This window comes from Erysipelothrix rhusiopathiae, assembly GCF_900637845.1.
Classification (GTDB): Bacteria; Bacillota_I; Bacilli_A; order Erysipelotrichales; family Erysipelotrichaceae; genus Erysipelothrix; species Erysipelothrix rhusiopathiae.
Genome location: NZ_LR134439.1, coordinates 1,755,961 through 1,770,411 on the forward strand (window position 1 = coordinate 1,755,961; position 14,451 = coordinate 1,770,411).

General features: G+C 43.7%; 6 protein-coding genes and 6 rRNA genes. All 12 read right to left on the reverse strand.

From position 1 onward, the window contains the following. Positions 1 to 4: 4 nt before the first annotated feature. The 12 genes from asnS to EL194_RS08620 all read right to left on the reverse strand — a co-directional run bounded on the left by asnS (position 5) and on the right by EL194_RS08620 (position 14,451). Positions 5 to 1,387, reverse strand: a complete 1,383-nt coding sequence (asnS, locus tag EL194_RS08490; RefSeq protein ID WP_003774009.1) for an asparagine--tRNA ligase — start codon at positions 1,385 to 1,387, stop codon at positions 5 to 7. A 19-nt stretch (positions 1,388 to 1,406) separates the two neighbouring features. Further along, a complete protein-coding gene (locus tag EL194_RS08495; protein ID WP_003774010.1) occupies positions 1,407 to 2,030 on the reverse strand; it encodes a redox-sensing transcriptional repressor Rex in 624 nt (207 codons plus the stop codon). A gap of 57 nt (positions 2,031 to 2,087) precedes the next feature. Beyond that, complete coding sequence (tsaD, locus tag EL194_RS08500; RefSeq protein ID WP_003774011.1) at positions 2,088 to 3,098, reverse strand: tRNA (adenosine(37)-N6)-threonylcarbamoyltransferase complex transferase subunit TsaD; 1,011 nt, start codon at positions 3,096 to 3,098, stop codon at positions 2,088 to 2,090. Beyond that, positions 3,099 to 3,527, reverse strand: coding sequence for a ribosomal protein S18-alanine N-acetyltransferase (gene rimI / locus EL194_RS08615; RefSeq protein ID WP_003774012.1), 429 nt, complete (start codon positions 3,525 to 3,527; stop codon positions 3,099 to 3,101). Beyond that, positions 3,527 to 4,090: a tRNA (adenosine(37)-N6)-threonylcarbamoyltransferase complex dimerization subunit type 1 TsaB gene (tsaB, locus tag EL194_RS08505; RefSeq protein WP_003774013.1), complete on the reverse strand. Its 564-nt coding sequence runs from the start codon at positions 4,088 to 4,090 to the stop codon at positions 3,527 to 3,529. Before tsaB ends, rimI begins: the two co-directional genes overlap by 1 nt. Beyond that, positions 4,090 to 4,509, reverse strand: a complete 420-nt coding sequence (gene tsaE / locus EL194_RS08510) for a tRNA (adenosine(37)-N6)-threonylcarbamoyltransferase complex ATPase subunit type 1 TsaE (protein ID WP_013853088.1) — start codon at positions 4,507 to 4,509, stop codon at positions 4,090 to 4,092. The genes tsaB and tsaE overlap by 1 nt, the downstream gene beginning before the upstream one ends. Before the next feature lie 79 nt (positions 4,510 to 4,588). Beyond that, positions 4,589 to 4,702: ribosomal RNA gene (rrf, locus tag EL194_RS08515) — 5S ribosomal RNA — on the reverse strand. A 76-nt stretch (positions 4,703 to 4,778) separates the two neighbouring features. Then, positions 4,779 to 7,676, reverse strand: a 23S ribosomal RNA gene (locus tag EL194_RS08520). A 308-nt stretch (positions 7,677 to 7,984) separates the two neighbouring features. Next, a 16S ribosomal RNA gene (locus EL194_RS08525) occupies positions 7,985 to 9,523 on the reverse strand. 497 nt (positions 9,524 to 10,020) lie between these two features. Continuing rightward, positions 10,021 to 10,134 (reverse strand): 5S ribosomal RNA (gene rrf, locus EL194_RS08530). A 76-nt stretch (positions 10,135 to 10,210) separates the two neighbouring features. Then, positions 10,211 to 13,108, reverse strand: a 23S ribosomal RNA gene (locus tag EL194_RS08535). Between the two features lie 307 nt (positions 13,109 to 13,415). Further along, positions 13,416 to 14,451: ribosomal RNA gene (locus tag EL194_RS08620) — 16S ribosomal RNA — on the reverse strand. Together the 16S, 23S and 5S rRNA genes form the textbook arrangement of a ribosomal RNA operon.

Sequence of the window (14,451 nt, forward strand, 5' to 3'; positions counted from 1 at the left end):
ACCCCTAATAATCTAAATGACGTGGTGTACGCGCAAATGGTACTACATCACGAATATTTGTCATTGAAGTAATATACATCAAGAAGCGCTCGAATCCTATTCCAAAACCTGAATGTTTGACACCGCCATAACGTCTTAAATCTAAATACCATTCAAGACTTTCTTTTGGAATATCCAACTCTTCCATTCGTCTTTCAAGAACATCAAGACGTTCTTCACGTTGTGATCCACCTACAAGTTCCCCAACATGTGGAACTAATAAATCACAAGCTGCAACGGTTTTTCCATCTTCATTAAGTCGCATATAGAAGGATTTAATTTCTTTTGGATAATCTGTAATAAATACAGGACCCTTAACAACTTCTTCACTAATATAACGTTCATGTTCAGATTGTAAATCCGTACCCCACTCAACCTTATATTCAAAACGGTCATTTTGTTTTTCAAGTAATTCAACCGCTTCTGTATACGTCATTCGTTTGAATTCACTTGAAAGTAATTCGTTAAGTCGTTCTAATAGCGTGGTATCAATTCGCTCATTGAAAAATTTCATTTCTTCTGGAGCATTCTCAAGCACATACTCGATGCAATATTTAACGAGATCTTCTATTAAATTCATATTATCTTCAAGATCTGCAAATGCAATCTCTGGCTCAACCATCCAAAATTCACTTGCATGGCGTGCTGTATTTGAATTTTCAGCTCTAAAAGTAGGACCAAAAGTATATACATCTCTAAATGCGAGTGCAAAAGCTTCAGCATGTAATTGACCAGATACGGTTAGACTTGCTTTTTTTCCAAAGAAATCTTTTTCATATTTAGCATCATCACGTGTTGTAACGACAAATGCTTCACCAGCACCCTCAGCATCATTTCCTGTAATTACTGGTGTATGCACATAAACAAACCCTTGATTTTGGAAAAATTCATGGATTGCCATTGAAAGAACAGAACGGACACGGAACACTGCCATAAATGAGTTTGTTCTTACGCGTAAATGCGCAATTTCTCTTAAATATTCATAACTATGACGTTTTTTCTGTAACGGATAATCCGAACTGCATTCGCCTTCTAATTTAACTTCTTTAACTTCGATTTCAAAAGGTTGTTTTCCATCCGGAGTAACTTTAAACAATCCAGTTACCGTAATCGCTGTACCTGTATTGTATTTACCTATTTCATCATAGTTATCTAAATCTGCTGCATAAACACATTGTGCACTTCTAAAATAAGTTCCATCATTTAACTCGATGAACCCTACATTTTTTCCTTTACGGTTAGTTCTAACCCAACCTTGCAATTGCACAAATTCAATTGCATCAACTTCAATTTCCGAGCCATATGACAACAGGTCATAGCACTCTCGTATTGTTAAATATGAAATCATCTTTACACCTCAACTATTTTTAACGAATATTATTAGTCTGGAATATTAATTCCTGAACCGTAGATACGACATCTACTGTTTTTACAATTACATGTTTTGGAACCTGAATATGTTCACTTGAAAAGTCAACAATTCCTACGATTCCTAAATCTACGAGTTTATCTATTGTTTCTTGAACATTTTTTGAAACCGTTACGATTGCTATGCGACATCCTTTGGGCATTCGTTCTTCCAACTCACTCATGTGATAGATTGGAATATCTGATGCTTCTCCAAGTTTGTTTGGATCAATATCAAATGCACATGCAATTTCACCAACGACGTGATTCCAACGATTATAATTCAAAATAGCACGCCCTAAATTTCCGGCACCTACTAAAATTAACTCTTCTTCAAAACTCACACCTAAAAGATTATCAAACGTTTCAATTAAGGTCTTTACATCATAACCATAACCTTGTTTACCAAGCGAACCAATAAACGAAAAATCACGACGTATTGTTGTAGATTCAATATCTACAAATAAAGATAGTTCTCTTGATAGAATACGTTCAACTCCCATATTATAGAGTTTTCTTAATGCCTTTAAATATATAGGGTACCTTTGCATTGTTGCTTTTGGTACATTAGATATATTACTCATGATATCACCACCGTGTAAATCATATCACAAAGTCTTGCCTTATTAAATGTGAAAACTTTAATAAGAGATCAGTTGTTTGTTAGAAAGTGCGGAAATTTCACAATCTCCACGAACGCCTTTATCATAGGCAATTTGACCCGCAAGTCCAATCATCGCAGCTTGGTCCATGCATGCCCAAAGTGGTGGTACTAAAATATTTAAACTTGGATATTGAGCATTTAAAGCTACAATTTGTTTACGAACTTCTGAATTAGCGGCGACACCGCCTGCTAATACTAGCGATTCATATTGAACCTCAGAATTTTCAAGTGCATATTCCACCCGTGACATTAGTTCTCTAACCGCAGCATGTTGAAACGCATACGCAACATCTTCAACAATGATCTCACGGTCGTTACGTTCCTCACGCAATGTTAATTGCCTTACTGCTGACTTTAAACCACTAAAAGAGAAATCCAATGGATTTTCTGTCTTAACTTTTGGCAATTGGTAGTTTTCTTTACCAGTTTGTGCCAACTTGTCAATTACAGGACCTCCAGGATATCCAAGACCAAGTAATCGTGCAACTTTATCGAATGCTTCACCAACTGCATCATCCTGAGTTTTTCCAATTACCTCAAATTGATATTCGTCCTGCATTGATACAAGCTCTGTATGACCACCGGAAATAACGAGCGCAAGCAGAGGAAACTTTAAATCACCGACAAGTTTATTTGCATAAATATGTCCGGCAATATGATGAACTGGAATAAGAGGCTTTCCTAGACTCCATGCAAGAGTTTTCGCAGCCATAACACCTACATGTAACGAACCAATCAATCCGGGTCCCTGCGTTACTGCAATCGCATCAACGTCTTCAATTTTTATATTTGCTTTATCCAAAGCGTCTTTAATTACAATATTGATATTTTCAACATGAAGTCTTGAAGCAACTTCAGGAAATACACCTCCATATTGTTTATGGATTTCTATCTGTGTTGACACTGAGTTACTTAAAACCTCAAAACCGTCCTTAATTATTGCACAAGATGTTTCATCACAACTTGATTCTATAGCTAATATTAACATTTATAACACCTTTCTCATCACTACTGCATTTCTATTAATCCCATAATAGTCTTTTCGAATAGAAATTACTTCAAAATTGTATTTGAGGTAGAATTGGAGTGCTTTCCTATTGTTTTCTTCGACTTCTAAGAAGATATTCTTTATCTCATAATTAATTGCTACTTTACATAAATGATTCATAAGCATGTTTCCATACCCTCGTGATTGAAAATCCTGATGAACTGCTATCTGTAATAAATCACAGGTATCATCAAGAATTCTGAGACTGAAGAATCCACATATGTAATTTTCTACTTCAATAACATACATCAATCCATTTTCAATTGAGAGTTCACTTAAATATTGTTTCTCTGTCCAATGAGAAGTTAGTGTCTTCTGGTCAATACTAACAATCTCACTCAGATCATTTTGCGTAGCTTTTCGTATCATTATTTTAAATAATTGGGAACGAGTAAGTCAATATTCGATTCCATTTCCCACGATTTCTCAACATCGATTATATTTTGAATTATTTGTGGTTGTTCTACTGCTTTATGAACTAATTCAAGATCACCAAATAGATCAACATTGATATCAACTAACTCTTCAAGCGTATAGATGCGCTCATCCTTGACGATACCATCTGAAACAAAAGCACCGAAAACACGATCTGATCTCGCATCAATAAATGAGAAACCGTTATTATTTCCTGATAAAGAAAGTAATGTATTGACTTTGTATATCTCAAGCTTATGGTTTGTAAGAGCAAATGTTTTAGCAAATGTCATACCGATTCTTAATCCTGTATAGCTACCGGGACCACTAGTAATTACGATTTTATCGATATCCATTGGCGCTAATCCAGCTTCTTGAATTGCTTTATCAACATAAGTTAATAAGAATTCAGATTGTTTTTTATCCATGAGTGATTGTTTATTTACCTTTAGTACATCATTCACTTTCAAACCAACAGCAAGAAATTTATGCGATGTATCTATAATTAGTGTATTCATTAATTTAGCTCCTCAATTGTAATCGTTCTCTCATTTTCATCTTCATAATCTAGAGTAATTAAATAATCGATTTTGAAATCTAAATCATCTAAGTACTTACCCCATTCAAGTACGACGACATTACGATCATCCAATAAGTCAAAAAGACCGATTGCGTCGGATGATACACCCTCTAATCGATATGCATCAATATGTTTTAGGTTCAGTCGTCCATCGTATTCCTTTAAGATCGTAAATGTTGGACTACTAATCGTTTCGTTAATTTCTAATCCCTTTGCAAGACCTTTTGTGAAAGCTGTTTTCCCAACTCCCAAATCACCTGCTAGAGAAATGAGGCAACCTTTCGTTAGACTTTGTCCAAGTTGCTCTCCGAGTTTCATTGTCTCAGTTACTGAGTATGTTTTTATTTGTTTTTTCATTTTTATCACCATCCGAATAATTATATCACACTTCTTACACAAAAATTAAAAAAAGACACTCTAAATAGAGTGTCAAATTACCTGGCGATGAACTATCTTCACTAGCGCGTGGCTAGATATTGTCGCCGCTAAAGTGCTTAACTTCTGTGTTCGAGATGGGAACAGGTGTGACCACTTCGCTAAAATCACCAGATCGTAGTGCATTAGAGAGATGAACTCTCAAAACTGAATAACAGAAATTTGATCTTTTTCGAATCGTTGTATCTTTTGTGATTAAAACCTCGACCTATTAGTATCAGTCAGCTCCACATATCACTATGCTTCCACCTCTGACCTATCAACCTGATCGTCTCTCAGGGGTCTTACTACTTACGTATGGGAAATCTCATCTTGGAGTTGGCTTCGTGCTTAGATGCTTTCAGCGCTTATCCAGTCCATACTTAGCTACCCAGCGATGCCCTTGGCAGAACAACTGGTACACCAGCGGTATGTCCATCCCGGTCCTCTCGTACTAGGGACAGCGCTCCTCAAATTTCCTACGCCCACAACAGATAGGGACCGAACTGTCTCACGACGTTCTGAACCCAGCTCGCGTACCGCTTTAATGGGCGGACAGCCCAACCCTTGGAACCTAATTCAGCTCCAGGATGCGATGAGCCGACATCGAGGTGCCAAACCTCGCCGTCGATGTGAACTCTTGGGCGAGATTAGCCTGTTATCCCCAGGGTAGCTTTTATCCGTTAAGCGACGGCCCTTCCACTCGGAACCGCCGGATCACTAAGCCCGACTTTCGTCCCTGCTCGACTTGTAGGTCTCGCAGTCAAGCACCCTTCTGCCTTTACGCTCGTCGATTGATTTCCAACCAATCTGAGGGTACCTTTGGGCGCCTCCGTTACTCTTTAGGAGGCGACCGCCCCAGTCAAACTGCCCACCTGACACTCTCCCGGTACCGGATCACGGTACGCGGTTAGAACTTCAAACATACAAGAGTGGTATCCCAATGGCGACTCCACATATACTAGCGTACATGCTTCATAGTCTCCCACCTATCCTGTACATGTAGGCTCAAAGTTCAATATCAAGCTACAGTAAAGCTCCATGGGGTCTTTCCGTCTAGTTGCGGGTAACCGGCATCTTTACCGGTACTAAGATTTCACCGAGTCTGCTGCCGAGACAGCGCCCAAATCGTTACACCTTTCGTGCGGGTCGGAACTTACCCGACAAGGAATTTCGCTACCTTAGGACCGTTATAGTTACGGCCGCCGTTCACTGGGGCTTCAGTTCAATGCTTCGAACGAATTCTAACATATTCCCTTAACCTTCCAGCACCGGGCAGGTGTCACCCCCTATACTTCGTCTTGCGACTTTGCAGAGAGCTGTGTTTTAGTTAAACAGTCGCTTGGGCCTCTTCACTGCGGCTCTTACGAGCACCCCTTCTCCCGAAGTTACGGGGTCATTTTGCCGAGTTCCTTGGCAACAGTTCTCTCGCTCACCTTAGGATTCTCTCCTTGCCTACCTGTGTCGGTTTTGGTACGGGCCAATACATAATTAACGCTAGAAACTTTTCTTGAGAGCTGGCATCAGTTACTTCGCTACTTCCTCACGGGTTCACTCCTCGTAACGCCTTTGCTTTGCATGGCGGATTTGCCTACCATACAGCTCCTTCGCTTAAACCAGCACTTCCAGTCGCTGGCATAACCTAGCCTTCTCTGTCATTCCTTCACTTATGTATCGGGTACAGGAATATCAACCTGTTGTCCATCGACTACGCTTTTCAGCCTCATCTTAGGTCCCGACTTACCCAGGGAGGACGAGCCTTCCCCTGGAAACCTTAGGCAATCGGTGTGTCAGATTCTCACTGACATCTCGCTACTCACACCGGCATTCTCACTTCTATACACTCCACTGCTCCTTACGGTACAGCTTCAACGCAGTATAGAACGCTCCCCTACCATTTATTGAAACAATAAATCCATAGTTTCGGTATCATACTTAGCCCCGGTACATTTTCGGCGCAGGGTCACTCGACTAGTGAGCTGTTACGCACTCTTTAAAGGATGGCTGCTTCTGAGCCAACCTCCTAGTTGTCTGTGCATCCCCACATCCTTTTCCACTTAGCATGAATTTTGGGACCTTAACTGATGGTCTGGGCTGTTTCCCTTTCGACTACGGACCTTATCACCCATAGTCTGACTGCCAACTACTATCCACTGGCATTCGGAGTTTGATTATATTCAGTACCCCGAGATGGGGCCATCATACATTCAGTGCTCTACCTCCAGTGGCCTTACATTGACGCTAGCCCTAAAGCTATTTCGGGGAGAACCAGCTATATCTGAGTTCGATTGGAATTTCTCCGCTAGCCACAACTCATCCGCCAGCTTTTCAACGATGGTCGGTTCGGTCCTCCATTTGGTTTCACCCAAACTTCAACCTGGTCATGGCTAGATCACTCAGTTTCGGGTCTACCACAATGTACTATATCGCCCTATTAAGACTCGCTTTCGCTTCGGCTCCGTCTCTTCAACTTAACCTCGCACATTATGAGTAACTCGCCGGTTCATTCTACAAAAGGCACGCCATCACCCATTAACGGGCTCTGACTTCTTGTAAGCATACGGTTTCAGGATCTATTTCACTCCGCTTCCGCGGTTCTTTTCACCTTTCCCTCACGGTACTGGTTCACTATCGGTCACTAAGGAGTATTTAGCCTTACCGGGTGGTCCCGGTTGATTCCGACAAGGTTTCTCGTGCCTCGCCGTACTCAGGATACCACTAGAGTATCTTACGCTTTCGTCTACAGGGTTTGCACCTTCTTTGACTGGCCTTTCAATGCCATTCGACTAGCTTCGATATCCCACGTTGTGGTCCTACTACCCCATCACGAAGATGGTTTGGGCTTTTCCCGTTTCGCTCGCCACTACTCAGGGAATCACTTTTGTTTTCTTTTCCTCTTGCTACTAAGATGTTTCAGTTCGCAAGGTTGCCTCATCATAAACTATGTATTCATTTATGTGTAATACTGCATAACCAGTATTGGGTTTCCCCATTCGGATACCCCCGGATCGTTGTGTACGTACCACTCCCCGAGGCATTTCGCTGTTAGTCGCGTCCTTCATCAGCTCTTAGTGCCTAGGCATCCACCGTACGCCCTTACATATTTAATCACATGTAATTTCGCGCCCTAATTCTTAAAATCAGGTTTTTTTTAACGCTTATCGCTTGATAAGCTGTGTGTTTGCTTTGATTGCTTACTTAATTGCTTAAGTTACTGTTTTTGTTTAACTTGATGTAAATCTAGTTTTATACAACTATTCGAAAAGATCATGTTGATAACATTTATTTCTTTGTCTATCTCTTTTTCTTTTCTGTTATTCAGTTTTCAAAGATCATTTTTCTTGAGATTCCAACGGACTCTCAAAACTAAACAGGAAACTTTAGGTGTCAACTTCACGTCTTTCTAATTACTCCTTAGAAAGGAGGTGATCCATCCCCACCTTCCGGTAGGGATACCTTGTTACGACTTAACCCCAATCATCGATCCTACCTTCGACGGCTCCCTCCTAGTAAACTAGGTTAGGCCACCGGCTTCGGGTATTACCAACTCTCATGGTTTGACGGGCGGTGTGTACAAGGCCCGAGAACGTATTCACCGCGGCATTCTGATCCGCGATTACTAGCGATTCCGACTTCATGGAGTCGAGTTGCAGACTCCAATCCGAACTGAGACGTACTTTCTGAGATTCGCTCCGCATCGCTGCTTCGCTGCCCTCTGTATACGCCATTGTAGTACGTGTGTAGCCCAGATCATAAGGGGCATGATGATTTGACGTCATCCCCACCTTCCTCCGGTTTATCACCGGCAGTCTCTTTAGAGTCCCCAACTTAATGCTGGTAACTAAAGACAAGGGTTGCGCTCGTTGCGGGACTTAACCCAACATCTCACGACACGAGCTGACGACAACCATGCACCACCTGTATCCGCCATAACTATTACACATCTCTGTGCTTTTGCGCGGTATGTCAAGACCTGGTAAGGTTCTTCGCGTTGCTTCGAATTAAACCACATACTCCACCGCTTGTGCGGGCCCCCGTCAATTCCTTTGAGTTTTACGCTTGCGCGCATACTCCCCAGGCGGGATACTTATTGCGTTAACTACAGCACTGAATTTCTCCAACACTTAGTATCCATCGTTTACGGCGTGGACTACTAGGGTATCTAATCCTATTTGCTCCCCACGCTTTCGAGCCTCAGCGTCAGTTACAGGCCAGTTAGCCGCCTTCGCCACTGGTGTTCCTCCATATATCTACGCATTTTACCGCTACACATGGAATTCCACTAACCTCTCCTGCACTCTAGTCTACCAGTTTCTATGGCATCACGGGGTTAAGCCCCGAACTTTAACCATAAACTTGATAAACCGCCTGCGCTCCCTTTACGCCCAATAATTCCGGATAACGCTTGCCACCTACGTATTACCGCGGCTGCTGGCACGTAGTTAGCCGTGGCTTTCTGGTAAGGTACCGTCATATAAGAAGCATTCCCTCTTCCTATCGTTCTTCCCTTACAACAGAGCTTTACAACCCGAAGGCCGTCTTCACTCACGCGGCGTTGCTCGGTCAGGGTTTCCCCCATTGCCGAAAATTCCCTACTGCTGCCTCCCGTAGGAGTCTGGGCCGTGTCTCAGTCCCAGTGTGGCCGGTCACCCTCTCAGGTCGGCTACGCATCATCGTCTTGGTAAGCCGTTACCTTACCAACTAACTAATGCGCCATAAGCCCATCTCGTTGTGATGTATCCCATCTTTAATTAATCTAAGATGTCTTAGATTAACGTATCCGGTATTAGCAGAAGTTTCCCTCTGTTATCCCAGGCATCGAGGCAGGTTGCTTATGTATTACTCACCCGTTCGCCACTAAGTTCCAAGGAGCAAGCTCCTCTTCACTTCGTTCGACTTGCATGTATTAGGCACGCCGCCAGCGTTCATCCTGAGCCAGGATCAAACTCTCCATTTGATTCTTTCTCTTTTTAACTCTGACGAGTTTTGTTTATTAATTTATCCGTATTTCTTTTTGAAATTGACGTTTCCTGTTTAGTTTTCAAAGACCATTTTCTGCACTCGGTTTCCCTTAGCGCTTGTATATAATACCACCCTCTTTAGCCACCGTCAACACTATTTTCACTTTATTTTGACATTTCTTCTTTTTTTAGGTCTTTTCAGTTCATTCGTGATTTTCATGGTTCATATATGCCTGTTTTACCTGTTTTTTTGTCTTTTTTATAGGCGGTTTTTGGATAGTTTTTTGTTTCTTTTTCCCTTTTCGCTCACAAAAGTTGGCGTTTTATAAGCTTGATACCGATCCAGCTCACAATGCAGCACCTATTTAGACTTACCACTTTATTCTATGATTTTTTAGATCGACATCGTGTTTCATCATTTTATACCGTGATGGTCAGTATAAGCGCTTCTTTGAAAACATAAAAAAAGACACTCTAAATAGAGTGTCAAATTACCTGGCGATGAACTATCTTCACTAGCGCGTGGCTAGATATTGTCGCCGCTAAAGTGCTTAACTTCTGTGTTCGAGATGGGAACAGGTGTGACCACTTCGCTAAAATCACCAGATCGTAGTGCATTAGAGAGATGAACTCTCAAAACTGAATAACAGAAATTTGATCTTTTTCGAATCGTTGTATCTTTTGTGATTAAAACCTCGACCTATTAGTATCAGTCAGCTCCACATATCACTATGCTTCCACCTCTGACCTATCAACCTGATCGTCTCTCAGGGGTCTTACTACTTACGTATGGGAAATCTCATCTTGGAGTTGGCTTCGTGCTTAGATGCTTTCAGCGCTTATCCAGTCCATACTTAGCTACCCAGCGATGCCCTTGGCAGAACAACTGGTACACCAGCGGTATGTCCATCCCGGTCCTCTCGTACTAGGGACAGCGCTCCTCAAATTTCCTACGCCCACAACAGATAGGGACCGAACTGTCTCACGACGTTCTGAACCCAGCTCGCGTACCGCTTTAATGGGCGGACAGCCCAACCCTTGGAACCTAATTCAGCTCCAGGATGCGATGAGCCGACATCGAGGTGCCAAACCTCGCCGTCGATGTGAACTCTTGGGCGAGATTAGCCTGTTATCCCCAGGGTAGCTTTTATCCGTTAAGCGACGGCCCTTCCACTCGGAACCGCCGGATCACTAAGCCCGACTTTCGTCCCTGCTCGACTTGTAGGTCTCGCAGTCAAGCACCCTTCTGCCTTTACGCTCGTCGATTGATTTCCAACCAATCTGAGGGTACCTTTGGGCGCCTCCGTTACTCTTTAGGAGGCGACCGCCCCAGTCAAACTGCCCACCTGACACTCTCCCGGTACCGGATCACGGTACGCGGTTAGAACTTCAAACATACAAGAGTGGTATCCCAATGGCGACTCCACATATACTAGCGTACATGCTTCATAGTCTCCCACCTATCCTGTACATGTAGGCTCAAAGTTCAATATCAAGCTACAGTAAAGCTCCATGGGGTCTTTCCGTCTAGTTGCGGGTAACCGGCATCTTTACCGGTACTAAGATTTCACCGAGTCTGCTGCCGAGACAGCGCCCAAATCGTTACACCTTTCGTGCGGGTCGGAACTTACCCGACAAGGAATTTCGCTACCTTAGGACCGTTATAGTTACGGCCGCCGTTCACTGGGGCTTCAGTTCAATGCTTCGAACGAATTCTAACATATTCCCTTAACCTTCCAGCACCGGGCAGGTGTCACCCCCTATACTTCGTCTTGCGACTTTGCAGAGAGCTGTGTTTTAGTTAAACAGTCGCTTGGGCCTCTTCACTGCGGCTCTTACGAGCACCCCTTCTCCCGAAGTTACGGGGTCATTTTGCCGAGTTCCTTGGCAACAGTTCTCTCGCTCACCTTAGGATTCTCTCCTTGCCTACCTGTGTCGGTTTTGGTACGGGCCAATACATAATTAACGCTAGAAACTTTTCTTGAGAGCTGGCATCAGTTACTTCGCTACTTCCTCACGGGTTCACTCCTCGTAACGCCTTTGCTTTGCATGGCGGATTTGCCTACCATACAGCTCCTTCGCTTAAACCAGCACTTCCAGTCGCTGGCATAACCTAGCCTTCTCTGTCATTCCTTCACTTATGTATCGGGTACAGGAATATCAACCTGTTGTCCATCGACTACGCTTTTCAGCCTCATCTTAGGTCCCGACTTACCCAGGGAGGACGAGCCTTCCCCTGGAAACCTTAGGCAATCGGTGTGTCAGATTCTCACTGACATCTCGCTACTCACACCGGCATTCTCACTTCTATACACTCCACTGCTCCTTACGGTACAGCTTCAACGCAGTATAGAACGCTCCCCTACCATTTATTGAAACAATAAATCCATAGTTTCGGTATCATACTTAGCCCCGGTACATTTTCGGCGCAGGGTCACTCGACTAGTGAGCTGTTACGCACTCTTTAAAGGATGGCTGCTTCTGAGCCAACCTCCTAGTTGTCTGTGCATCCCCACATCCTTTTCCACTTAGCATGAATTTTGGGACCTTAACTGATGGTCTGGGCTGTTTCCCTTTCGACTACGGACCTTATCACCCATAGTCTGACTGCCAACTACTATCCACTGGCATTCGGAGTTTGATTATATTCAGTACCCCGAGATGGGGCCATCATACATTCAGTGCTCTACCTCCAGTGGCCTTACATTGACGCTAGCCCTAAAGCTATTTCGGGGAGAACCAGCTATATCTGAGTTCGATTGGAATTTCTCCGCTAGCCACAACTCATCCGCCAGCTTTTCAACGATGGTCGGTTCGGTCCTCCATTTGGTTTCACCCAAACTTCAACCTGGTCATGGCTAGATCACTCAGTTTCGGGTCTACCACAATGTACTATATCGCCCTATTAAGACTCGCTTTCGCTTCGGCTCCGTCTCTTCAACTTAACCTCGCACATTATGAGTAACTCGCCGGTTCATTCTACAAAAGGCACGCCATCACCCATTAACGGGCTCTGACTTCTTGTAAGCATACGGTTTCAGGATCTATTTCACTCCGCTTCCGCGGTTCTTTTCACCTTTCCCTCACGGTACTGGTTCACTATCGGTCACTAAGGAGTATTTAGCCTTACCGGGTGGTCCCGGTTGATTCCGACAAGGTTTCTCGTGCCTCGCCGTACTCAGGATACCACTAGAGTATCTTACGCTTTCGTCTACAGGGTTTGCACCTTCTTTGACTGGCCTTTCAATGCCATTCGACTAGCTTCGATATCCCACGTTGTGGTCCTACTACCCCATCACGAAGATGGTTTGGGCTTTTCCCGTTTCGCTCGCCACTACTCAGGGAATCACTTTTGTTTTCTTTTCCTCTTGCTACTAAGATGTTTCAGTTCGCAAGGTTGCCTCATCATAAACTATGTATTCATTTATGTGTAATACTGCATAACCAGTATTGGGTTTCCCCATTCGGATACCCCCGGATCGTTGTGTACGTACCACTCCCCGAGGCATTTCGCTGTTAGTCGCGTCCTTCATCAGCTCTTAGTGCCTAGGCATCCACCGTACGCCCTTACATATTTAATCACATGTAATTTCGCGCCCTAATTCTTAAAATCAGGTTTTTTTAACGCTTATCGCTTGATAAGCTGTGTGTTTGCTTTGATTGCTTACTTAATTGCTTAAGTTACTGTTTTTGTTTAACTTGATGTAAATCTAGTTTTATACAACTATTCGAAAAGATCATGTTGATAACATTTATTTCTTTGTCTATCTCTTTTTCTTTTCTGTTATTCAGTTTTCAAAGATCATTTTTCTTGAGATTCCAACGGACTCTCAAAACTAAACAGGAAACTTTAGGTGTCAACTTCACGTCTTTCTAATTACTCCTTAGAAAGGAGGTGATCCATCCCCACCTTCCGGTAGGGATACCTTGTTACGACTTAACCCCAATCATCGATCCTACCTTCGACGGCTCCCTCCTAGTAAACTAGGTTAGGCCACCGGCTTCGGGTATTACCAACTCTCATGGTTTGACGGGCGGTGTGTACAAGGCCCGAGAACGTATTCACCGCGGCATTCTGATCCGCGATTACTAGCGATTCCGACTTCATGGAGTCGAGTTGCAGACTCCAATCCGAACTGAGACGTACTTTCTGAGATTCGCTCCGCATCGCTGCTTCGCTGCCCTCTGTATACGCCATTGTAGTACGTGTGTAGCCCAGATCATAAGGGGCATGATGATTTGACGTCATCCCCACCTTCCTCCGGTTTATCACCGGCAGTCTCTTTAGAGTCCCCAACTTAATGCTGGTAACTAAAGACAAGGGTTGCGCTCGTTGCGGGACTTAACCCAACATCTCACGACACGAGCTGACGACAACCATGCACCACCTGTATCCGCCATAACTATTACACATCTCTGTGCTTTTGCGCGGTATGTCAAGACCTGGTAAGGTTCTTCGCGTTGCTTCGAATTAAACCACATACTCCACCGCTTGTGCGGGCCCCCGTCAATTCCTTTGAGTTTTACGCTTGCGCGCATACTCCCCAGGCGGGATACTTATTGCGTTAACTACAGCACTGAATTTCTCCAACACTTAGTATCCATCGTTTACGGCGTGGACTACTAGGGTATCTAATCCTATTTGCTCCCCACGCTTTCGAGCCTCAGCGTCAGTTACAGGCCAGTTAGCCGCCTTCGCCACTGGTGTTCCTCCATATATCTACGCATTTTACCGCTACACATGGAATTCCACTAACCTCTCCTGCACTCTAGTCTACCAGTTCTATGGCATCACGGGGTTAAGCCCCGAACTTTAACCATAAACTTGATAAACGCCTGCGCTCCCTTTACGCCCAATAATTCCGGATAACGCTTGCCACCTACGTATTACCGCGGCTGCTGGCACGTAGTTAGCCGTGGCTTT

Bases quoted from the DNA above. Each gene is read 5' to 3' on its own strand.
- asnS (WP_003774009.1), bottom strand. From the start codon at position 1,387: ATGATTTCATATTTAACAATACGAGAGTGCTATGACCTGTTGTCATAT.
- EL194_RS08495 (WP_003774010.1), bottom strand. From the start codon at position 2,030: ATGAGTAATATATCTAATGTACCAAAAGCAACAATGCAAAGGTACCCT.
- tsaD (WP_003774011.1), bottom strand. From the start codon at position 3,098: ATGTTAATATTAGCTATAGAATCAAGTTGTGATGAAACATCTTGTGCA.
- rimI (WP_003774012.1), bottom strand. From the start codon at position 3,527: ATGATACGAAAAGCTACGCAAAATGATCTGAGTGAGATTGTTAGTATT.
- tsaB (WP_003774013.1), bottom strand. From the start codon at position 4,090: ATGAATACACTAATTATAGATACATCGCATAAATTTCTTGCTGTTGGT.
- tsaE (WP_013853088.1), bottom strand. From the start codon at position 4,509: ATGAAAAAACAAATAAAAACATACTCAGTAACTGAGACAATGAAACTC.